General features: G+C 55.0%; 18 protein-coding genes. 17 read left to right on the top strand and 1 reads right to left on the bottom strand.

Going from position 1 to position 22,028, the window contains the following annotated elements; genetic code table 11:
* The first annotated feature begins 71 nt into the window (after nucleotides 1-71).
* From HNR45_RS02030 to typA, 16 genes are all read left to right on the top strand, one after another.
* Nucleotides 72-845 (top strand): MlaE family ABC transporter permease, encoded by a 774-nt coding sequence (locus tag HNR45_RS02030; RefSeq protein WP_159823159.1) that lies wholly within the window; start codon nucleotides 72-74, stop codon nucleotides 843-845.
* A gap of 9 nt (nucleotides 846-854) precedes the next feature.
* Nucleotides 855-1,607: an ABC transporter ATP-binding protein gene (locus HNR45_RS02035; RefSeq protein ID WP_159823158.1), complete on the top strand. Its 753-nt coding sequence runs from the start codon at nucleotides 855-857 to the stop codon at nucleotides 1,605-1,607.
* Nucleotides 1,604-2,716 carry an MlaD family protein gene (locus HNR45_RS02040; protein WP_159823157.1) on the top strand — a complete coding sequence of 371 codons (1,113 nt, stop codon included), beginning with the start codon at nucleotides 1,604-1,606 and terminating at the stop codon, nucleotides 2,714-2,716. The genes HNR45_RS02035 and HNR45_RS02040 overlap by 4 nt, the downstream gene beginning before the upstream one ends.
* Before the next feature lie 27 nt (nucleotides 2,717-2,743).
* Nucleotides 2,744-4,396 carry a TolC family protein gene (locus tag HNR45_RS02045; protein WP_159823156.1) on the top strand — a complete coding sequence of 551 codons (1,653 nt, stop codon included), beginning with the start codon at nucleotides 2,744-2,746 and terminating at the stop codon, nucleotides 4,394-4,396.
* A 43-nt stretch (nucleotides 4,397-4,439) separates the two neighbouring features.
* Nucleotides 4,440-8,702 (top strand): translocation/assembly module TamB domain-containing protein, encoded by a 4,263-nt coding sequence (locus HNR45_RS07360; protein WP_159823155.1) that lies wholly within the window; start codon nucleotides 4,440-4,442, stop codon nucleotides 8,700-8,702.
* A 9-nt stretch (nucleotides 8,703-8,711) separates the two neighbouring features.
* On the top strand, nucleotides 8,712-9,344 hold the full coding sequence (locus tag HNR45_RS02055; RefSeq protein ID WP_159823154.1) for a sigma-70 family RNA polymerase sigma factor: 633 nt from the start codon (nucleotides 8,712-8,714) through the stop codon (nucleotides 9,342-9,344).
* A gap of 146 nt (nucleotides 9,345-9,490) precedes the next feature.
* Nucleotides 9,491-10,009 carry a hypothetical protein gene (locus HNR45_RS02060; RefSeq protein ID WP_159823153.1) on the top strand — a complete coding sequence of 173 codons (519 nt, stop codon included), beginning with the start codon at nucleotides 9,491-9,493 and terminating at the stop codon, nucleotides 10,007-10,009.
* 68 nt (nucleotides 10,010-10,077) lie between these two features.
* Nucleotides 10,078-12,294, top strand: coding sequence for a BamA/OMP85 family outer membrane protein (locus tag HNR45_RS02065; RefSeq protein ID WP_159823152.1), 2,217 nt, complete (start codon nucleotides 10,078-10,080; stop codon nucleotides 12,292-12,294).
* Between the two features lie 60 nt (nucleotides 12,295-12,354).
* A complete protein-coding gene (locus tag HNR45_RS02070; RefSeq protein WP_159823151.1) occupies nucleotides 12,355-13,623 on the top strand; it encodes a hypothetical protein in 1,269 nt (422 codons plus the stop codon).
* Between the two features lie 23 nt (nucleotides 13,624-13,646).
* A complete protein-coding gene (locus tag HNR45_RS02075; RefSeq protein WP_159823150.1) occupies nucleotides 13,647-14,168 on the top strand; it encodes an OmpH/Skp family outer membrane protein in 522 nt (173 codons plus the stop codon).
* Nucleotides 14,169-14,171: 3 nt separating this feature from the next.
* Entirely contained in the window at nucleotides 14,172-15,131 is a 960-nt protein-coding gene (locus HNR45_RS02080; protein WP_159823149.1) for a coiled-coil domain-containing protein, read from the top strand.
* Nucleotides 15,121-15,612, top strand: a complete 492-nt coding sequence (locus tag HNR45_RS02085) for an OmpH/Skp family outer membrane protein (RefSeq protein WP_159823148.1) — start codon at nucleotides 15,121-15,123, stop codon at nucleotides 15,610-15,612. The genes HNR45_RS02080 and HNR45_RS02085 overlap by 11 nt, the downstream gene beginning before the upstream one ends.
* The gene (lpxD, locus tag HNR45_RS02090; RefSeq protein ID WP_159823147.1) at nucleotides 15,612-16,634 is read left to right on the top strand and encodes a UDP-3-O-(3-hydroxymyristoyl)glucosamine N-acyltransferase; all 1,023 of its coding nucleotides are present in this window, start codon (nucleotides 15,612-15,614) and stop codon (nucleotides 16,632-16,634) included. Before HNR45_RS02085 ends, lpxD begins: the two co-directional genes overlap by 1 nt.
* 42 nt (nucleotides 16,635-16,676) lie before the next feature.
* Nucleotides 16,677-17,603, top strand: coding sequence for a lysophospholipid acyltransferase family protein (locus HNR45_RS02095; RefSeq protein WP_159823146.1), 927 nt, complete (start codon nucleotides 16,677-16,679; stop codon nucleotides 17,601-17,603).
* Nucleotides 17,600-18,256: a deoxyribose-phosphate aldolase gene (deoC, locus tag HNR45_RS02100; protein WP_159823145.1), complete on the top strand. Its 657-nt coding sequence runs from the start codon at nucleotides 17,600-17,602 to the stop codon at nucleotides 18,254-18,256. The genes HNR45_RS02095 and deoC overlap by 4 nt, the downstream gene beginning before the upstream one ends.
* Nucleotides 18,257-18,372: 116 nt before the next feature.
* Nucleotides 18,373-20,187 carry a translational GTPase TypA gene (gene typA, locus HNR45_RS02105; protein ID WP_024047965.1) on the top strand — a complete coding sequence of 605 codons (1,815 nt, stop codon included), beginning with the start codon at nucleotides 18,373-18,375 and terminating at the stop codon, nucleotides 20,185-20,187.
* Nucleotides 20,188-20,222: 35 nt separating this feature from the next.
* On the opposite strand, the gene HNR45_RS02110 is transcribed toward typA, so the two are convergent.
* Nucleotides 20,223-20,861 (bottom strand): DUF4405 domain-containing protein, encoded by a 639-nt coding sequence (locus HNR45_RS02110; RefSeq protein WP_159823144.1) that lies wholly within the window; start codon nucleotides 20,859-20,861, stop codon nucleotides 20,223-20,225.
* A gap of 177 nt (nucleotides 20,862-21,038) precedes the next feature.
* Between HNR45_RS02110 and HNR45_RS02115 the strand changes: the two genes are divergently transcribed.
* The gene (locus HNR45_RS02115) at nucleotides 21,039-21,989 is read left to right on the top strand and encodes a YihY/virulence factor BrkB family protein (RefSeq protein WP_159823143.1); all 951 of its coding nucleotides are present in this window, start codon (nucleotides 21,039-21,041) and stop codon (nucleotides 21,987-21,989) included.
* Nucleotides 21,990-22,028 lie beyond the last annotated feature (39 nt).

Genomic DNA, 22,028 nt, shown 5'->3' on the forward strand with positions numbered 1-22,028 from the left:
AAGTGCGCGTTATACGGGAACGTCAGACCGCTAAATGTGTTAAAATAAAACATAATAATGTTTTTAGGAGGATGCGCGTTGTGAACGAATTTTTGACCTCGCTCGGGCGCTCAACGATCTATGTTTTGGCGCAGATCGGCGCCGCCGTTCAATTATTGATCGCGGCGTGGCAGCGCATTACTTCGCTCAATATGCGCCAGACAATTAAACAGATGGCGCTGCTGGGCGTCGGCTCGTTTCCGATTGTCGCGCTGACGCTGCTGTTCACCGGCATGGTGCTGACCTTGCAGATCGCCACCGAACTCTCGCGTTTCGGCGCGCAATTTTCCATCGGCGCGATCGTCTCACTCGGGATGGGCCGCGAATTGGGGCCGGTATTATGCGGCGTCGTTTTAGCGGGCCGCGGCGGTGCGGCGATTACGGCCGAGATCGGCACGATGAAAGTCACCGAGCAGATCGACGCCTTGCGCGTGCTGGCGACCGATCCGATCAGTTACCTGGTGGTGCCGCGCATGGCAGCATGCATGATCATGCTGCCGCTTTTAAATGTATTGGGACTGATTGTCGGCACCTTCGGCGGCGTTTTGGTCTGCACATTGAATAACGGTATTTCCGCCTACACGTTTTGGCGTTCGATTGAGATGTTTGTCACGCCGAGCGACGTCTATCTCGGGATGATTAAAGCGGTCGTCTTCGGGATGATTGTCGCGGTCGTCGGCTGCAGTCGCGGCATGCTCGCGACCGCCGGCGCAGAAGGCGTCGGCAAAGCGGCGACCGAAACCGTGGTGTATTCGATTATGATGATTTTTGCCGTCAACTATTTGTTGTCGAGCGTTTTATTTTAAGAGGCGAAGATGATTGAATTACAGGACGTGACGGTGCGCTTCGACGAACGCGAAATCCTGCGCGGCGTGGATCTGACCGTGGCGGCGGGCGAAACGCTCGTTATTTTGGGCGCATCCGGCTCGGGCAAATCGACGATTCTCCGCGTCCTCATCGGTTTGGTCAAACCGACCTCGGGACGCGTTTTGATCGACGGAGTCGATGTGACGGATTACAGCGAACGGCAGTGGAACGAAGTGCGTCGGCACATGGGCTATGTATTCCAATACTCCGCGCTGTTTGATTCGATGACCGTCGGCGAAAATGTCGCCTTCGGTCTGGTGCGGCAAAATGAATTAAGTAAAGACGAAATCGCAGCGAATGTGCGCGAACGTTTGCAACTGGTGGGACTGGCGGAGTGGCAAGATGCGTTGCCGCAGCAGTTGTCGGGCGGCATGAAAAAACGCGTCGCGTTGGCGCGCGCGCTGGCGACCGAACCGAAAGTCGTTTTATATGACGAACCGACGGCGGGGCTCGATCCGATCAGCGCGGCGACGGTCGATCGTCTGATCCGCCGCGCGCAGCATCAATACGGCACGAGCGGCGTGGTCGTTACGCATGAACTCGATTCGGCCCGAACCGTCGCCGATCGTCTCGCGTTTTTACATCAGGGGCGTTTTATTGCGGATGCTCCGGCCGATACATTTTGGCAATCGGACAATCCGCTCGTACAGAATTTTTTACAGGGCAAGAGCGAATTGGATGAGGAGGAGCGGCGTCCATGAAGTGGTCAACAGAGGCCAAGGTCGGAGCGTTTACCTTAGCGGGGCTGATCGCGACGGCGATCGTCTTGGCACAACTTTCAAACTTTGTATTTTTCGGCAAAAAAGGCTACGACGTCTATGGCATTTTTCCGGAAGTGAACGGTTTGGCGCAGGGCAACCAGGTGCGCTATTCCGGCGTGGAAGTCGGAAAAGTCGAAGAGGTGTCGTCACTGCCGCACGGCGCGAAAGTGCGGTTGCGCATTTACGACGGCATTTCGATTCCGAAAGATTCTTATTTTGCGGTCGAAGCGGACGGCGTGATGGGCGAAAAATTTATTCGCATTACGCCCGGCGATTTAAAAAACGGCGCGCTGCAACCGGGTGATACGATCACAGGCGGCATGCCCGGCGGTATTGATGCGATCATGCGGGAAACCAACCGCTTGCTGGCCAAGACGCAGGAAGCGATGGACAGTGTCAACAAAGTGATCGGCGACCCCGTCATGCAAGAGCAGTTGCGCGCCACGGTGGCCAACGCCAATGACATGACGGCGCGGATGATCGTGCTGACATCTTCGCTGCAGCAAATGACCGACGATGTGAATTTACTGCTCGCGCGCTTGGATGCCGACGGTAAATTAACCGACGATTTGCGGGCGACCGCGGAAAACTTTCGCGTGACGAGTGAAAACGCGCGGCAGATTTCCAGTCGCATCGGCGGAATCCAACGGTCGTCGCTCACCATGCCCGGCGAAGTCGAGATGTTATATAATACGGATAAGCATAAAGCCACACTGAACGCCAATTGGCGCATCGGTAATGAAAATGCGTTCGGACTGATCGGCGCGGAAGATATCGGTAAAGGTACGCTGGCCAACTTGCAATACGGTAAGCACAACGGCCGTTGGTCGTTGCGGGCCGGTTTGATTCGCGGCGAGGTCGGAGCGGGGGCGGATTATGAGATCGGCAAAGGCCTGCTCACGGTCGATGCGTATAATTTAGAGGATTCCGAATATCGGTTGCGCGCGCGTTGGCCGGTAGCGGAAGACTGGTCGGCAGTCGCCCAGTCGATTTTCCCGGAAAGTGCGCCCAACGGCGGTTACTATTTCGGTGTCAACCATACCTTTTAAGAGTGTAGAGAGTAAGAGGAGATCAATATGAACTATGTAAAAATTGCCGCGGTACTCGCGGCTGTCGCTTTAGTCGGACAAGGATCGGTATTCGCGGCGGATAACCCGCTTTTGGCGACGAAGAAGATCGTCAATACGACGGACGCGCTGCAACGGGAAAGCATCCCGACGCTTGTCGATCCGAACGAAGAGCTGGCGCCGCAGACACTGGAACTGTCTTTATCGGAAGCGGTACAGATCGCCGTGGTCAATCATTATGCCGTGCATATCGCGGAAGCGAAATGGCAGGCGGCTAATGCGGCCGTCAGCGAAATAGCGGCGAAAAAGAATCCGAGTTTTGATTTCCAGTTCGGCGCGTCGAAATTTAAAGAAAAAAGCCAGACGGTCGCCGTGCCGCGTCCGCTCGGACCGGAACATGCCGCTAAAGTCGACGCGACCGCGCAGACGATGTTGAACGCGTTGCAGCAGGTGAATCCGGGGGCTAATCTGACGCTCGAAGATCTGAAAAAGACCGACTTGTATAAAGGTCTCACAACGCAAACGGTACCGATGACGTTTGCGCAGGATCGCGGTTTTCAAAACACGCTTTCGGTCACCTGGCCGATTTGGACGGGCGGTCGTGTCGAAAGCGCGGTAGCGGCGGCGCGTTACGGCCGTGACGCGGCGGAATGGGGCATCTATAAAGAAGAAGCGGATTTGAAATACAAAGTCACGCAAGGTTACTATCAGTTGATGGAGGCGCAGCATTTTGCCGACATCGCCAACACCGCCGTGGAAAATCTGACGGCGCACGTCAAAAACGTGACGCAGATTTATAACGCGGGCGTCGTGGCGCGGATCGACGTGCTTTCGTCCGAAGTCGCTTTAGCGCAGGCGCGGGAAAAACAAATTAAAGCGCAAAACGCCGTGCAACTCGCGCGCGCCAACATGAGCAATCTTTTGCGTCTGCCGACGGTCACGACAGTCGTACCGGACACTAATGAATTGCCGCACCGCGCGATTACGATCCAGCGGGCGCAGGCGATCGACTATGCGCTGGCGCATCGTTGGGAATTGCAGCAGGCGGCGTTGAATGTCAAAGCCAGTGAAGAAAAATTAAATGTCGCGAAAGCCGGCAACAAACCGACCGTTGCGCTGACGGCGAACATGAGTTGGCAGGACAAGGATTTTCCGGGCTTTGAAAATGAAGACTGGAAAGTCGCCGGCGGCGTGAGCTGGCCGCTCTATGACGGCGGCGCCACTACAGGAAAAGTAAAAGGCGCTAAGGCGGATCTCGCCGCGGCGGAAGAAACGTACTTGCAAGCGCGCGGTCAAATCGAATTGGATGTGACGCAGGCCTACTTGAATATCGACAGCGCGGAAGAACGGATTCAATCCACCGCGCAGGCGGTAGAGCAGGCGCGGGAGGCGTACAAGATCGCGCGCATCCGTTACCGTGCCGGCGTCGGCATCAACTTGGACGTTTTGGATGCGCAACTCGCGTTGGATCAGGCGCGTACGAATTACATCACCGCATTGTACGATTACAACACGGGTCTCGCTCGTTTGGAACAGGCGATGGGCGTACCGGCTGTCGTGCGTTACGATGAAAGCGGCAAGGTGATCGCGCCGATTGAACCGATCACGCTGAGCAATGATGAAGCGATCCTGGTGACGCACAAACGACAGGTGGAACAATAATTTTTGTCAAACAATACATGGACAATAGCGAGGGGGCATGTCCGTGCGACGTTGGCTTTTGACGGGAGCCACGGTACTCGCCATCGGTGCGGGCGCGTTCGAGTTCTATGTGAAACCGACCGTGCTCGAGCAGACGCCGGCACTTGTGGACGAGGCCTTGGCGACGAGCGTCAACGGCACAGTCCGTTACGATAAACTGGATATAGACTGGGCTTGGAACGCGCATGTGAAAAATGCGACGGTCACCGATGCCAAGGGAATGACGGTAGCGCGCATTCCGGATATCGAAGTCAGCTGGAATCTGTGGCGGGCGCTCGAATATGCCATGGGTAAGCGCGCTGCTTTAGGCGTCATTGACGGCATTACGATTGAACAGCCGGAAGTTTGGTTGCGGGAAGAACCGGACCGTTCTTGGAATATTGCCCATTTGATCCGTCCGCAGGAAACGCAGACGGAGTTCTCTTTGCGCGCCAAAATCATGATTAATCGCGGTTTGGCGCATTTGGAATTTTTACAGGATCCCACCATCGATCTGACCGATGTCACGTGCGGGATGGATTTAAATGATTATCCGATCGTTACCGGCAGAGCGAAATTTTTATATAATAACGAACCTGTCACGCTGACCGGAAACTATACTTCGGCGGACGATTTTAACGCACACGTGACGGCGAAACGCTTGCCGATCACGCTCGCGAATTACGTGCTGCGCGATGCGGCGCCGGACATCGCGTTGCAGGCGGGTGAAATTCACAACACCGATTTGAACGTCAGCGCTGACGCCACCGGTTTGCGTTATGACGGCACTACGGAATTGCGCGACGGCGCGCTGCAATACGACCGGTATAATGTCACCGACGCCAAGGCCGCCGTGCGTCTGGCGACCCGCCGCCTGTCCGTTGCCGATATGCAGGCGCAAGTGAACGGGCAACCGCTGACGGCCAACGGTACGATATTACTTAATGATGATCCGGCGTTGGATCTGCATTTGGCGACGACGGGCGCGGAAGTGGCGGCGCTTGCCGATGTGCCTCTTTACGGGCCGGTCGCGGCCAATGTGCATGTGGGCGGCACGGTGGCGGCGCCGACGGCGGAAGGCGTCGCGATGCTGCAACAGGGGCGCTACGGCGCGACGCCGTTGGAAAATGTTTTTACCAAGTTTGTCTATCGCGGGGATGTTGTAAACCTGCCGGAAGTGGTGGCGGGAATCGGCGACGGACGAGTCCGCGGCAGCGGTTATTATAATGTTGTAACGAATACCGGCGCCGGTGAATATGCGGCGGACAATATTGATTTGGCGCAGCTTCCGGAAACGGACGGCGCGTACGCCGGTACGGTGAACGGCCGCGGCGCGGTCGAATTTCATAACGGGGAAATGGCGTTGGCGACGTTTACCGGTTCCGGAACGGGCGTAAGCGGCGCGGGTATCATGACCGATTCGCTGCGCGCGTCGTTGCGCTATGAAGCGGGCGCGCTTGCGTTGCATTATCTGAACGGCACCATGGGTGACGGCGCATTTACGGCGTTCGGCAGCATGGATACGCCGCAGGGTATTCAAGTGGCCGCGCATCATTTACCGCTTTCGTATCTTTCCGGTTTGGTCGGTGTCACTATGTCGGGCGCGGCGGATCTCACAGGACAACTTACCGGCAGCGTCGCGGCGCCGCAATTCGTCGGCACGGTGAGCGCGCGTGACGGCTCTGTGCACGGTCTCGCATATACGTCGATTCACGGCGATGTGGCGTATGTCGACGATACGTTTACCACAGATCGTCTTGTCTGGCAGGATGCCGAAGGCGGTCATGTCGTTTCCGGCAGCGCGCAGCTGACCGGAACGAAAGCACTGGATCTTACGGTTCAAAGCGACAACATCCGCCTGGAATCGTTACTGCGGGCCGCCGACTTGCCGTTGGACGCCACCGGTTGGGCCACCAATTCGCTGACCGTGCGCGGCACCCTCGATCAGCCGGAAGCGAGCGGTGAACTGCATCTTTGGGACGGTTCGGTGATGGGCGAACTCTACCAAGACGTAGTCGCCCGTTATCGTTACAATGGCGATATTTTATATTTGGATGAGGCGCTGGCCTCGATGTACAACGGTACTTTGTACGCGTCAGGCACGATCGCACCGAACGCGTTGAATATTCAGTTGAAGGCCAGCGAAATTGATATTGATCGCGTATTGCGCGAAAAAAATACATACCGACTGGCGGGCACCGTATCCGCCGAGGGAACACTGCGCGGCACGCCGGCCGATCCGCGCTTGGAAGCCGATTTTTGGGGTCATAATTTATATGCCAACGGCGAACCGATCGACGGTTTGCGCGGTCATTTAGCTTACGCCGAAGGCGTGGCGGCTTTGACCGATACGACGCTGACGCAGCGCGACGGCGTCTATCGTTTGAACGGCACGTATCGCTTGGACGGCGGCGTGTTCCGCGGGGCCGGCGACGTGGAGGGAGCGGATATTGCGCGCCTTTTGCGTCTGGCGAATATCCCGTATGAGAACTTGGCCGGTCAGGTGACGGGGCATGTCGAGCTCAACGGCACGGCCGCCAACCCGAGTTTGCGCATCAACGGCAAACTGGAAAACGGCAGCATTGACGGCAAACCTTTCGGCACGACGGAAATCGACGCGGATTACGCCAATCGCGTGGCGACCGTTCGCAAATTGCATATGCCGATCGGCGCGGGCGTGCTCGCCGCCGCCGGCACGGCCGATCTCGACGGTGAAATCGATATGCAGCTGGCGGCGAAAGATGTCGATGTCACTTACGTCACGGCGCTGGCGGGACAGCCGCTTGATCTCACGGGGAATTTGAATGTGAGCGCGGTCTTTACCGGACCGACGAAAACACCGGTGATGGATATGTCGTTCGAACTTTCGAACGGCGCATTCGCAGGTGTTGCCTTTGATCGTTTCATCGGCTTGTTGAATATGCGCGATCAAATCATCGAAGTCAACCAGACCTTGCTGCAACGTGAACCGTATCAATTAAGCATGTACGGTAAAGTTCCGGTCGCCGCGTTGACGAAAGCGGGACGGGCGACGCAATCGAATGAATCAATGAACTTGGAAATCCGCCTGGATAAAGCGGATTTGGAACTGCTGCGCGCGTTATCGCCCGCGGTTCTTTCCGCCGCAGGCGAAACCAAAGGCGGCATCACGGTCACCGGCACGCTTGCGGATCCGCACATCAACGGGCGCATTTTTGTCGCGGACGGTGCGGCGACGATAGAAACGATGAAAAGTCCGCTGGAACATATTCACGCGGAGTTGAAGTTTAACGGTAAATCCGCCACCTGGCGCGGCCAAACGACCATCGGCGGAGGCGATCTTACCACTGCGGGCGAAGTTCGCTGGACCGACTTTACCGATACGCGCTATGAAGGGACGCTTGACGCTGACGCGATCAATCCGCAGAGCTCGTACTACTCCGGTCCATTGACGGCGCATTTGCAACTTACGCAACAGGCGGGCGTGCCGTATCTTACCGGCGATGTTCTGGTGGAAAAATCTCGTTTCGATGTTCCGCTGACATTTACGGATGGCGGCTCGTCGCTGTTGATGGGATTTGATGTGAACGTCAGCATAGGCGAAAAGACACGTCTTTACAACAGCTATCTCTATGATTTGACATTGGCCGGCGATTTGCACGTCGGCGGCACGACTGCGGCGCCGGATGTTGACGGCAAAGTAGTCGTGAACCACGGGTACTTGCGGTATCTGAGCAATAAATTCAAGGTCGAGGAAGGCGTGGCCGATTTCAATCGCACGCAGAGCTTCCTGCCGAATCTGCACGTGCTCGCGACGACAAAATTTAATCGTTACCGTATTCATATGCAGGCGGACGGCTTACCGACGGAGCTCGATCTGAAACTTACTTCGGAACCGGCGTTAAGCCAGGAAGAAATCGTCATGATGCTTACCTTGCACACGCAGGGAGATATCAACGATCTCGGCCGGGCGGACGCCAACGCCGCCTTGGCGTCCGCGGCGCAGACATTGGTTTTCGGCACGCTCGAAAATCGCCTGCAGGATGTGTTGGGCCTCGACATGATCCAGGTCACGACCGGTTCGGTCGACCCATTTGAAACATCAACGGTCGCCAACCAAAGCTTTTACAACCTGCAAATCGGCAAATATCTGTTCGACGATTTTATGTTGGTGCTGACAACCGGCGTCAACAATGAACAGCAAAGCGCCGGTTTCCGTTACGACATTAACCAAAACTTCCAAGCGGAAGCGTGGCTGAATAATGAAGACAACTACTATATCGGCGGTAATTGGCAGTATCGATTCTAAAGGAGCGCCATGTTAAAAGAATATTTTCAGGAACTTGCCAAAATTGAATTATTGGATTCCGAAACGGAAGCTTCTTTGTGGCGCGCCTATAAAGAAAACCAGGATCGCGGCGCCCGCCAGACGCTGATCGAGCATTACCAGCCTTTGGTCGTCAAAGAAGCGATGCGTTGGCAGCTGCAGGAAGCGACTTTGCTGGATCTTTTGCAGGAGGGGACCGTCGGCTTGATGGAAGCCGCGGAACGGTATGAACCGGCGCGGTCGGTCGCGTTTTCACTCTTTGCGCGGCACCGCATTCGCGGACGCATGCTCGATTACATTTATAAAAACGGAACCGATATCCCGGTGAAAGACAGCGCCTGGGCCGAAAGCCGCGCGCAATTCAACAGTCTCGTGACGGAGGCGACGGATGCGTTTGAGGCGGCCGATCGGACGTTTTTGTGGGAAGCGGTACGTAGCGCCGTGCATCGTTTGCCGCCGAAAGAACAGCAGGTGGTCGACGGCATTTACATGCAAAATCGTGAGCCGAAAGAGCTGGCGCTCGAATTACAAGTTTCTAAAACTTACATTTATAAATTGCAAAAAACCGGCATACGCCGCTTGCGCGGCATGTTGTCGCGTTTGATGCACGAACGGCGCGAGTAAACGAAGATACATTGGCTATAATTTGCGAGAATTCGCTCAAAAACACGAGTATTATTCAGAAAAAGGATGCTGAATGCGGTTGCAAAGAAAATTCAAAAAGCCGACTTTAAATTGATTAGGAAATTTTACAAGAAAGGAGCACACGCATGAGTCTTTCCCGAGATGAGCTTGTCCGTCGCGTTGAAACGGCGCGTCGCTGGTTGGAACAGGCGGAGCATTCATTTCATGACGAAACGCCTCTGAAAGGTGAACTGAACTTGCTTTTAGCCCAAGCCGAAATGCAAAAACTTCGGGAAGACCGCGGCATGTCCCGACAGTGGCAACGTTGGCAACGCGCTCTCGCGTTGGTGACAGCGCTCGTTATGGTGAGCGGTTTCGGCTGGTGGTGGCAAAAGGATGATGACGCTCCCGCGCCGGTTACGGCTCCCGCAACGGTGGTGAAAACGGTTCCTTTGGAACACTCGGCGACATGGCCGCCACCGACCGTTTCGCAAACATCGCAACCAACACCGGCGGTAAGCACAGCGGTACCGGAGACGAGTGCACCGGCAGTGCATGCGCCGCCACCGGTCAAAACGGCAGCGGCAGCGCCAACAGTGCAACTTGCTCCGGACGAGATGCAGGCAGTGGTCAGCGATGCGGCGAAGGTGTTGCGTACACCGTAATTATCAAGTAAACTAAACCTATCATTCGGAGGAATGGATACCATTTGCAATTAGGAGGATATGACTATATGAAACATGGCAAACAGGCACGGCAATGGCTTGTCGCTGCAGTCACGTTGGCAACGTTGGGGGTTACCCAAGGATTCGCGGCGGATGCGCCGACAACGGTTTCCGAGCAGCATATGCCGTACACGGAAGCGGCGATCGCCACCGAAGTGGCACCGGGAGCAAGAGACTCGCTTGCGGCGCAGGGATTGATTGACAACCCGGCGCTGACCGTCGGCCAGACGACCGAGACGAGCAATGTACAGGCGCTGTATGTAGCCAAAGCGGATCAGGCGGCGATTGATGCGCAGGTCGGCAAAACGGTTACAAAAGTAGCGTTGGCAGGCGTTCCTGACGGAGTCGCACAGCAGATATTGCCGCGTTTGACGACCAAAGTCGGCGACAAAGTATCGTCGGAAGCGATCGCGGCCGACATCAAAGCCATTGGCGACAGCGGCATCTTTGCGCAAATCGCGCCGGTTTTCACCGCGGTGCCGGAAGGCGTGCAGTTGACGTACCAGGTCGCGACGAACCCGGTGGTCAATCAGGTTCGCGTGGAAGGCGTGTCGGCGTTTGATGCCGAGTACCTTGCGCAGATGTTGGCCATTCCGCAAGGCAGCGTTTTGAATACGGTGGAAGTGGGCGAAAAAGTTCGCGCGATTGAAGATCTCTACGTGAAGCAGGGTTACATTTTGGCCTCCGTTTCCGACGTGCAGGTCGCGCCGGACGGAACATTGACGGTCAAGGTCGATGAAGGTATTGTCGAAGATATTGTCATCAAAGGCAATAAAAAGACTAAAGATTATGTCATCACTCGCGAACTGCGCTTCAAAGAAGGGGATCCTTTCAATAAATATCTGGCGCAACGCAGCTTGGAACGTCTTTACAACCTGGGTTACTTTGAAGACGTCAACGTGCGTTTGCTGCCGGGCAAAGTCGATCATCAGGTCGTTGTGGAAATCGACGTGCTCGAACAAAAAACGGGCGTTGTTACCTTGGGCGCCGGCTACTCAAAGTCGGACGGCTTTGTCGGGATCGTGGAATTCGGTGAAAACAACTTCCGCGGCACGGGCGACAAGATCAATGTCCACTGGGAATTCGGCGGCAAGGGCAGCGATAAGAACTACCAGATTTCGTACACGCGTCCGTGGCTTGACGATAAAGGTACGTCGCTCGGTTTCTCGTTCTACAACCGCGTGGTGGAATATGATGATTACAACGAAGACGGCAGCACTGTCGCCACTTATGACAAGCGTCGCAAAGGTTACAACCTGACCCTGGGACGCGCGCATGGTGAATATCGTACGACATCGCTCACCTGGGAAAGCCGTGACGATAAGTATGATGAATATAAGGGCGGCTTCAACTACGGCGAAAACGCGGTCATTCCGCTGGTCGGCATGCAGCGCACGGAAGACGGCAAGTTGAAGCTGGATGCCAACGGCAAACCGATTCCGGTCGTTAACTTTGCGTTGAATGCGCCGCAGCCGACGCTTTTGGAACCGGGCGCGGCGGCATCCCTGCTTGGCAGTGTAACGCTTCCGGAAGCACCGAAACTGACCGGTGACGAGAACGCGGATATCGAAGCGCTCAACCAATGGCGCGATGACTTGCGCACGGCGGTGGCCAAAGTCACTCCGCAGGGTTACTACAATTTCAAAGACATGGACTACATCGGCAAAAACTTCGGTAGAACGAACAGCCTGTCCGTTACTCATGTGTTTGATAACCGCGACAATTACTTCAACCCGACCCGCGGCTACCGTTACTCGGTAACCGGCCAATGGGCGGGCCACGGCTTGGGCGGCGATTTCGACTTCTATAAAGTCAACGCCGAAGGACGTTTTTATAAGAAACTGAAAAATAACCACGTCTTGGCGCTGCGCGTCATGGGCGGTTACGCCAACGGCGAAATCGGTTATTCAGAACTCTTCAGCTTGGGCGGCGCGTACAACTTGCGCGGCTTTGAAGATGACCAGTTCAAAGGCAGCAACATGTATGCGGCTACCTTGGAATACCGCTTCCCGATCATCAAGAAAGTGGACGGCGTCGTCTTTACCGATGTCGGTAACGCGTGGGGCATTGATGAGTCGCGCGTTCCCTGGTACCATGACAGCAATAAGGTGCATTGGTCGACCGGTGTCGGCTTGCGTGTACAGACTCCGATCGGACCGATCCGACTCGACTACGCGCATGGTGACAAGAATAAATTCCACTTCAGCTTCGGCGGCCAATTCTAAACCGCGACAGGCGACAAATTCTTGTCGCCTGTTCACTGTTTATAAGAAAAGAGGGGATGTATGAGCAAGCGGCTTACCGGTCTCTTGAGTGCGGCTTTGGTCGCGCTGCCGCTGACTCTTTGGGCGGCGCCGATTCAGACGGTGGATGTCAGCGTGCAAACCGGTACGGGACGATTAGCGCCTTCGGTGGCCGACCGTATTGAGGCCAGTGTCAAAGTGATCGGTGAACGCGTTTTGATCGGTCAGCCATCGGAAACGGTGGCGGCTCATGCCGGAGAATACGGCAAAGTGTTGGCGGATGTCGCCGGACGTGTCATTTCGGGGTACGTGGTGACCGATGTCGAGGTGCACGCTGACGCAGCGACCCGACTGGTTCTCGTTCTGACACCCTACGGTGAGCACGTGCAAGAGGTGCACACGGCGGTTGACTACGGTAATTTATCGCCGACGGTGCATGCTTTGATGGCAAGTGATCTGGCGGCGATCGATGAAAGAATTAATGCGCTTTTGATTGGCTTACCGCTCGGCGCGTTGGATTGGGTGGGGGGCATTTCAGACACGCTCGTAAAAGATGAATTTGCCCGTCGTTTGCCGGAATTCAATGCCAAGCTTGAAATTATACCGGCGGCGACAACGAGCGCTAAAATCTACCTTTTACCGCAAGGACCGACGGTTCGTACCTATCAGGTGCGCACTGCTTCCGAAACAGTCCCGCGGATCTTCATCAACGGCGCGGCGGAACGTGTTCGGAAGGTCTTGCCGGAATACATCGGCGCGCCGCAGGCGTTTTTGCAACGTCACCGTGAAGAGATCGCAACGCGTTTGCTGGAGACGGCCAAAGAAGATCCCTTTGTCAGTCGTTACGATTTGGATTTGACAGGCGCGCTTACGATTGGCGAAGAACTTACCTATACGTTACATGCGGCCACGGATACGTGGTTGATTGACGCCAATGTCGCTCTGGATTTGGGACGGGAAGAAAAAAACACGCGGGTCCGCGGCACGCTCGGGAAACGGGCGACGGATCACGATACTTTCTTCGTCGATGTGGATTTTTTCCCGCATGATGTGAGTTGGGACGTTTCCACCGGTTACATGCACCGTTTTGGCGCGGGCACCTACTTGGGTTACCGTTACGAATGGACGGAACCGCAGCAAACGGCATTTTTGCGACAAGAATTCAGTCCGCGCTGGTATCTCCGGTGGGACCATGACTTGTCGCCGTCGGCGGACAGCGTTGCCGTCGGCTATCGTCTTCAGGATTATCTCGGTGTGGAGCTGATCCGCGACGAAGACGATTATTGGGTCCGTGTCATCGGACATATCTGAGGAATTAAAGGAGTCGATTGATTATGATGCGAGCAATGCGTAATAAGTACAATGTGAAAGTGGTTTCGTTCGTCGTCGCGGCGGTGTTCGTTCTCGGTATCGCGGCGTATGCCATGATGGGCATGGGGAATGTTGCGCAGGCGGCACCGACCTCGTCCATCGGCGTGGTCGATCAGGCCAACATTATTAAAGATACCTCCAGCTTAGGCGTGGAATACCAGCAGCAAATGGCGGCGGCGGCGCAGCAATTACAAAGCGAGTTTGACGCGAAATCGGCGAACATGTCGGACGCGGAAAAGCAGCAGTATTTCCAGGAAATGCAAAAACAGTTCAACGCCAAACAGGCTGAAATCCACAAAAACATTCAAGGTAAGATTGACAATGCCGTTAAAGAAGTAGCGGATAAAAAAGGCTTGTCGCTGGTTGTCGACAAAGCGGCTGTGCTTTACGGCGGCGTCGATATCACTAGCGAAGTGCAGACGGCGCTCAATAATGCTCTGACAAAAGAAGCGGGTAAAGAGCAGTCGGCAGAAACCAAGAAGTAATCTATGCAAAGGTCAACGCATGGAGCCCTGAGTGTACTTCTGGCCGCGTGTCTTTTGCTGAGCGGTTGCGGTATTGGCGGTTGCTCCCGTACGGAGCAGGCACCGCAAGCACCGCAGTACGGTGTGGCGGATATGGAAAAATTAGTGCACGCCCATCCGCGCTACAGTGATTATTTTCGTCTGGAGCAGGAGTACAAAAACCTGGTGGCCACGTATGACGCCGAACGCGAACAACTGATTCGCCGTTCCGCGCAGGCGCAGGAAACATTGCGCGAGCAACTTTCCTCCGGGGCCATCGAAAAGGGACTCAACACGGAATACCGGGCCAAAATGACGGCCCGTGAAACCGCATGGAACCAAAAGTTGGAAGCGTTGTATCGTGAGTGGATGGCGCGCGCGCCGCAACCGGCGGATGAAGCATTACAACAGGCGGATTTGGAAATCGTCAATCTGCAGCTGAAACTTCGGGCGCTCCATTTACCCGCGGCCGAACGTGAAACCATGGAAGCGCGGTTGCAGGAATTGCTCGCGGAACGCGCTGCTCTGACGGATACAGCGGTGGCGTTGCCGGAAGAAGGGCAAAAAGAGATTGCCGCTTTGAAAGCAAAAGCGCAGGCGGATCTGGCCCGATACAGCGACGAAGTGATCGCGGAACTGAGCGCCAAACGGGAGTCGGCGCAGCAGCAGCTCCACGATGAGATGGCGGCGCAACTGATGTCTGACGGCGCCGGTTGGAATCACGAATGGCGCGAAACACTCGCGACCAAACAAAATGAAATGAACCAAGTCAAAGAGGCAATCACCCAAGATATTCGTCACGAGGCGCAGGCGGTAGCGGAGGCCAAAAATCTCGAAGTGATTTTCGCCGAGTATCGCGCCAATATTTCCGCGCAAGATGTCACGAATGATATTTTGCAGAAATTGGGGACGAATCCTAAGGAGGTAAGTAACAGTGGTAAATAAATGGTGGCGGTCATTCGCGCTGGTCGGAATGCTGGCCGGCGTCATGCTGATGAGCGGCTGCGGCAATGATGAGAAAGTCGGCGTTGTCGATTTTGAACGCATCGCACGGGAAAGCGGCCAGGCGCAGCAGATCACTCAGGAAATCATGACCAAGCAGGCGGAAATCGCAGCGCGTCTGCAGCAGGCGCAGGCGACTTCCTCGCCGGAAGAATTCGCCGTGACGGAACAGACGGCCAAACGTGAATTACAAGTATTTCAGATGGCCAAACAACAGCAATTCCAGGCGCTGATCGAAAGTCAGTCCCAACTGATCGCCAAGGAAAAAAAGCTCGGCATTATTATGCATAAGAATGCCGTTCATTACCAAGGTGTGGACGTGACGGAAGAATTGCTGGCGAAACTCAAAGCCAACGACAACACGAATAAAAAACAGAATCAAGAGGCGCAACCGGCCTCCGCAGAGAAAAGCGGGCAAAAATAATGGCATACACAGTAGCGGATCTGGCTAAACGAGTCAACGGTAAAGTATACGGCGACGGAAATAAAACAATCACCGGCGTTGCGGGCGTGGAAACGGCCGGCCCGAACGACATTGCTTTTTTACTGGACGAATACGCCGCGCAATTGCCGCTGGTGAAAGCGGGCGCGGTACTGATGACAAGCGCGCCGGAAGAAACGGTGGCAACGACCGTGATCGTCACGGAAAATCCGAAATGGGCATTCGCGGAACTGGTCGATGTATTGAAACCCTTGTACGTGCCGCCGGTCGGCATTCATCCGACGGCCGTTGTCGATGCAACGGCGGAGATTGATCCGCAGGCGACGATTTTACCGTATGTGGTGATCGGTGCCGGCACTGTTGTCAAAGCGGGTGCTATTTTACATCCGCATGTCGTGTTGGGACGTGACGTGACCGTCGGTTGCGATACGGAAATTCATCCCGGCGCGGTGCTTCACGATCGGACCGAAGTCGGTGATCGGGTTATCATTCGCGCCAACGCCGTGATTGGCGGTGAGGGTTTCGGATTTGCTACCGAAGACGGTAAACATACGCGGATTCGCCAAATCGGTCGCGTCGTCATCGGCGACGATGTTGAAGTCGGCGCCGGCACGACGATCGACAACGCGACATTCGGTGAAACCTCGATCGGCCGCGGCACGAAGATTGACAACCTTGTGCATCTCGGTCACAATGTCCAAATCGGTGAAGACTGCTTTATCATTGCTCAGGTGGGCGTGGCGGGTTCGACCGCGATCGGTAACCACTGTATTTTAGCGGGGCAGACCGGCGTTTCCGGACATCTTACGATTGCCGATCATGTTACCTGCGGCGGTAAGACGGGCGTCGTGGGTAGCATTAAAGAGCCGGGCACATATGTGGGCTTTCCGGCCCGTCCGCATCGTCAGTGGGGACGGATTGAAGGAACACTCAATCATTTGCCCGAACTGATGAAACGCGTGAAACGTTTGGAAAAAGCGTTGGAGAAAACTACGAAAGAATAAAAAATGCCGTCGCAGACGGCATTTTTTTGACGGAGGCGGGATATGTATTTTTGGCTACAATTAGGGCGTCGTTGGGCATGCGGTTTGCCGGCCGGCGCCGCGCGTCATTGGGGGGATCGCCTGGGGCGGTTTTTCTGGCGCGTGCTGCCGCAAAAACGGAAAGATATTGCCGTGGAAAATATTTTGCGGGCCGAGCTGGCTGATTCGCCGGAGCAGGCGCGGGCGATCGCGAAAACATCCGCTGTTCGTTTGGGGCGGATCGCGCTCGATGTGCTGCGTTTTCCGCTGTACACCGAGGGCCGCATTTTAGAGCAGATGCATTTCACCGGCACGGAGGAACTCGACGCCCTTTACCGCAACGGCGGCGGCTGCATTATTGCGGCTTCGCACACGGACAACTGGGAGATGCTGGGCGGAGCGCTGGCGAGCAAATATCCCGGCAAAATTGTCGCCGTCGGTTTCAAACAGTCAAATGAAGGTTTCGATCGGTTCATTCGCGAGTCGCGCGCGATGCTCGGCGAAGAAGTGCTGTATCCGAAAAACATGCGGGAAATTTTGCGGCTTTTGGAAGAGGGCAAATGGATTTGCCTTTTGTACGATCAGGACGGCGGCGGCAAAGGAATGCTGGCGCAACTGTTTCGCACACTGGCGCTTTCCGTTACCGGACCGGCCGTTTTTTCCTATGCGCGCAAAGTGCCGATCGTGCCTGTGCAGATCTATACGCGTGACGAAGGTTTTGATGTGGTCGTGCAAAAATCGCTCCGGACGCGTCAGGATTTGAAAAAAGCGGTCGCGGTACGGGAAATGACCGATACCTTGAATGCGATTTTGGCAGAGCGCGTGAGCGAGCGTCCGGCAGATTGGTTTTGGATCCACAATCGTTGGAAATGGACGAAACGCATCTATGGAGATCCGCATGACCTGTGGCGCAAAGAACAGGCGCAACGGGCAAAGGAGGACGAAGCATGATTGCAAGTTATATTGACCACACGCTGCTGGCGCCCGACGCGAGTGCCCGCGCTATCGAAACGCTTTGTGAAGAAGCCAAGACGTATCATTTCGCCACCGTTTGCGTCGCGCCGTATCGCGTGCGACAGGCGGCGCAGGCGCTTGCCGGCAGCGGCGTCGGCGTGACGACGGTCGTCGGTTTTCCGCACGGCGCGAACGGCGGTCCGATGAAAGCGGCGGAAGCGAGCTGGGCGTTGGCGCAGGGCGCGACCGAAATTGACATGGTGCAAAATATCGGCGCGGTGAAAGACGGCGCGTGGGATATGGTGGCGAAGGAAATTCGCCAGGTGCGTGCGGCGATCGGTGATGTTACACTCAAAGTGATTTTGGAAACGGCGTTGTTGACGCCGACGGAAATTGTGAATGCCTGCAAGCTGGCCCAAGAAGTCGGCGCGGACTTTGTGAAAACCTCGACCGGTTTTGCCGGTGCAGGCGCCACCGTAGCGAACGTGAAACTGATGCGCGACACCGTGGGACCCCATTTTGGAGTCAAAGCCGCCGGCGGCATTCGCGATTTTGCGACGGCGCGCGCGATGCTTGACGCGGGCGCGAATCGGCTCGGCGTCAGCGCGGGCGTTGCGATTGCGCGGGCGGAAAACGCTGAAAGCAAATAAAAAGACCGCAAGGTCTTTTTTATTTTCACGAATAACAAAGATTTGACGAAACGATTACGCGTTTTTTCCGATGTGTGATATAATATTAAAGTTATTAAAAATCAGGAGGAACATCTATGCAACGGCAAGATATACGTAATGTCGCGATCATCGCTCACGTTGACCACGGCAAAACTACATTGGTCGACGCCATGCTGCGTCAAAGCCACGTTTTCCGTGAGAATGAACGCGTTGCCGAACGCGTTATGGACTCGAATGATCTTGAACGCGAACGCGGGATCACCATTTTGTCCAAAAATACCGCTGTCATGTACAACGGCACGAAAATCAATATTGTCGACACACCCGGCCACGCCGATTTCGGCGGTGAAGTCGAACGTATTTTGAACATGGTCGACGGCGTCGTGTTGCTGGTCGACGCTTTTGAAGGCCCGATGCCGCAGACGAAGTACGTGCTGCGCAAAGCCTTGGAGCAAAATTTGAAGCCGATCGTCGTCATCAACAAGATCGACCGCCCGGATCAACGCGTCGAGGAAGTCGAAGGGGAAATCATCGACCTCTTTATTGAACTGGATGCGAGCGACGAACAGCTCGACTTCCCGGTCATTTACGCGTCCGCTCGCGCGGGGATTGCCAAATTGTCAATGGATGACAGCAGCGACAGTGTCGAGCCGCTTTTCCAAACGCTTTTGGATTACATTCCGGCGCCGGAAGGCGACATGGAAGCGCCTCTGCAGATCATGGTTACGACGCTGGATTACGATGATTACGTCGGCAAAATCGCCATCGGTCGTATCGTGCGCGGTTTCGTCCGTTACGGTCAGCCGGTCGCGATCATGAACGGCGATCAGGTGCGCCAGGATAAAATCGGCCGTCTGTACACGTACAACGGTTTGGCGCGCGTGGAAACGAACGACGCGAAGATGGGCGACATCGTCGCGATCACCGGTTTCAAAGACATCAACATCGGCGAGACCATCACCGATCCGGAACATCCGGAAGCATTGCCCTCGATCAATATCGACGAACCGACATTGTCGATGGTATTTTCCGTCAACGACAGCCCGTTCGCGGGCCAGGACGGCGAATACGTCACCAGCCGTCATTTGCGCGCCCGCCTTTTGAAAGAAGTGCAGACGAACGTCGCGATGAAAGTGGAAGAAACCGATTCCGCCGACGCGTTCAAAGTGTCCGGTCGCGGCGAATTGCATTTGTCGATTTTAATCGAAATGATGCGCCGCGAAGGCTATGAATTGCAGGTCGGCAAACCGATGGTCATCATGAAAATGATCAACGGTCAGAAATGCGAACCGTTGGAACGCTTGAATGTCGACGTGCCGCAGGAATTCATGGGCACCGTTATGGAAAGTCTCGGACCGCGTAAAGCGGAACTCATCAGCATGAATGAGCTGTCGGGTTACCTGCGCATGGAATTTATCATTCCGGCGCGCGGTCTGATCGGCTTCCGCAGCGAGTTTTTGACGAATACCAAAGGCAACGGTGTTATGTACCACGTATTCCACGGGTACGCTCCTTTCAAAGGGGAGATTCCGATGCGGACGCGCGGCGCGCTGGTCGCTGTCGAACCGGGCGAAACCACCGCGTACGGCTTGGGTAATATCGAAGAACGCGGTACGCTTTTCCTCGGACCGAATGAATCCGTGTATGAAGGCCAAGTAGTCGGCGAAAACGCTCGCGATACCGATATGGACGTCAACCCGTGCAAGAAAAAACACGTATCCAACATGCGCGCGTCGGGCTCCGATGATACGATTCGCTTGACTCCGCCGCGTCAATTTACGTTGGAAGAAGCGCTGGAATGGATCAACGACGACGAAACGGTCGAAGTGACCCCGCACGCCATCCGCATTCGCAAACGTATTTTGAGCCAGCAGGCCCGTTACAAAGCGGCGAAGAAAAAACAGCAATAATAAAAAGACCTCGCAAGAGGTCTTTTTTGCGTGCATCAGGAATGTGTCACTCGGCGCCGGCTGATGAAACGGAGCAGCCACCAACCGAAGTAGGCGAAGAGAATAAAGATCGCGAAATAGTCAACGAAAAATAAAATCGCGCTCGGTTCCGCTTTTGGGTGTTTTAAATACAAATACGCCATTTTCAAAAAGAAATTACGAGCGACCGCGATATACAAGCCGTACAGACTGATCGCGCCGAGCACCGCATGCCATTTCGCACCGAGCGGCGGCAAAACACGTCGCATTGTGTGACGCAAACTGTCCCAATAAAAGCCGGCGTGCATCGCGACAAGCGCGTAAAACCAAGAAGACGAACAGATGTGAACGTACTTGGCATAGCGTAACACTTCACGGCCCGGATGCGGGATCAGCGATGAAAATAAAAATCCCGAAAGGAAACAAATGACGAACACCGCGCAAAGCACATAGTTCGCTGCGCGCAGAAAACGAGTTCTCGGCGTCGCGCGCCGGGCTAATTTTCCCAAGGCGCGGCGATGTTCGTAGACATGGTAGCCGACAATCAACGCGAAAAGATAGGCGATCCACTCATGACCGCTGAGTTTCGTCAACGGATACGCCATAGTGGCAAAGAGGCTGACCAAAAGCCCGATGTGCATAATGCGTCGTTGCATAATTCCTCCCTCGCGACCATTTCCCCGTGGCCGCTTTACTTTCATTATACCAGCAGAAAGGCGCGCGGCAACCGTCGTCAAAAGACCGCAAAGGCGATTCTTACTATGCTATAATAAAACCAGCTGTTTTACGTCTGCGTTGACGTAATTGTCATGGTTGTAGAAAGGGGAAAGAACGTGGACCCTTGGGTAGTCATGCGGCATCGTCTTAACGAAGCGCAATGGTTCAAACGTCTGCGTGATTCGCGGGCTTTATATATTGGTAAACGTTTATATCAGCGGTATATGGATGATGATGTGGGGATGCTGGCCGCGGCCGCGACCTACTACCTGATTTTGGCGCTGGTGCCGTTTATGATTTTCCTGTTTAATATCATATTGTTCGTGGCGGCGTCGCAAATCGATACGGTGTTGCGTTACATGCAGTACCTGCCGGGCGATGTGCCGGCGACGCTCGCGCCGGTGGTTACCGATATTATCGAGCAACGTTCGACCACGGTATTGTCCATCGGTCTTTTATTGGCGCTGTGGTCGTCATCCAAAGGCATCGACACCTTGATCCGCGCGACCGATATCGCGTTTCAGACGGGCAAAAATGTCCAGTCCTATATTCGCGTCAAAACGAAATCGATCCTGTTCACCTTGCTGATTGTCGGGACGATGCTGGCGTCGCTCGGCATTACCGTATTCGGCAATCTGATCGTGAAAACATTTATGGGAGTGCTCGGTTTGACGAAAGAATTTCTCTTCTTTTGGAGAATCGGCACCTACCTGATTCCTTTTGTGGCGATGATTTTGGTGTTGGCGGTTTTCTACCGTTACGCGCCGCGTTTTGTCGAACACGAGGGGCGCACGCCCTGGTCGCACACGCTCACCAGCGCCGCGATCGTGACGACGATTTGGGTCGCTATGACGGGGGCGTACGGCTTTTATGTGAGCAATATCGCCAATATGGGCGCGACCTACGGCTCGCTGGTCGGCTTGATGATTCTTTTCATCTGGCTCAATTTGACCTCGCTCATTTTCATTATGGGCGCGGAATTTATCGCGGCGTTTGACGATATGCATTTGTTTTTCACGGTTCCGCGTCGTAAAGATTACCAAACGGAAGACTTTCGGATTGTCTGACGCGACATGTTTCGCACGCCGGATATCCTGTGTTACAAT

This window comes from Negativicoccus succinicivorans (assembly GCF_014207605.1).
Classification (GTDB): Bacteria; Bacillota; Negativicutes; order Veillonellales; family Negativicoccaceae; genus Negativicoccus; species Negativicoccus succinicivorans.

Coding starts and splice junctions, on each gene's coding strand:
- HNR45_RS02040 (WP_159823157.1), top strand. CDS start 1,604: ATGAAGTGGTCAACAGAGGCCAAGGTCGGAGCGTTTACCTTAGCGGGG.
- lpxD (WP_159823147.1), top strand. CDS start 15,612: ATGGCATACACAGTAGCGGATCTGGCTAAACGAGTCAACGGTAAAGTA.
- HNR45_RS02110 (WP_159823144.1), bottom strand. CDS start 20,861: ATGCAACGACGCATTATGCACATCGGGCTTTTGGTCAGCCTCTTTGCC.
- HNR45_RS02035 (WP_159823158.1), top strand. CDS start 855: ATGATTGAATTACAGGACGTGACGGTGCGCTTCGACGAACGCGAAATC.
- HNR45_RS02070 (WP_159823151.1), top strand. CDS start 12,355: ATGAGCAAGCGGCTTACCGGTCTCTTGAGTGCGGCTTTGGTCGCGCTG.
- HNR45_RS02045 (WP_159823156.1), top strand. CDS start 2,744: ATGAACTATGTAAAAATTGCCGCGGTACTCGCGGCTGTCGCTTTAGTC.
- HNR45_RS02095 (WP_159823146.1), top strand. CDS start 16,677: ATGTATTTTTGGCTACAATTAGGGCGTCGTTGGGCATGCGGTTTGCCG.
- HNR45_RS02065 (WP_159823152.1), top strand. CDS start 10,078: ATGAAACATGGCAAACAGGCACGGCAATGGCTTGTCGCTGCAGTCACG.
- HNR45_RS02080 (WP_159823149.1), top strand. CDS start 14,172: ATGCAAAGGTCAACGCATGGAGCCCTGAGTGTACTTCTGGCCGCGTGT.
- typA (WP_024047965.1), top strand. CDS start 18,373: ATGCAACGGCAAGATATACGTAATGTCGCGATCATCGCTCACGTTGAC.
- deoC (WP_159823145.1), top strand. CDS start 17,600: ATGATTGCAAGTTATATTGACCACACGCTGCTGGCGCCCGACGCGAGT.
- HNR45_RS02060 (WP_159823153.1), top strand. CDS start 9,491: ATGAGTCTTTCCCGAGATGAGCTTGTCCGTCGCGTTGAAACGGCGCGT.
- HNR45_RS02030 (WP_159823159.1), top strand. CDS start 72: ATGCGCGTTGTGAACGAATTTTTGACCTCGCTCGGGCGCTCAACGATC.
- HNR45_RS02055 (WP_159823154.1), top strand. CDS start 8,712: ATGTTAAAAGAATATTTTCAGGAACTTGCCAAAATTGAATTATTGGAT.
- HNR45_RS02075 (WP_159823150.1), top strand. CDS start 13,647: ATGATGCGAGCAATGCGTAATAAGTACAATGTGAAAGTGGTTTCGTTC.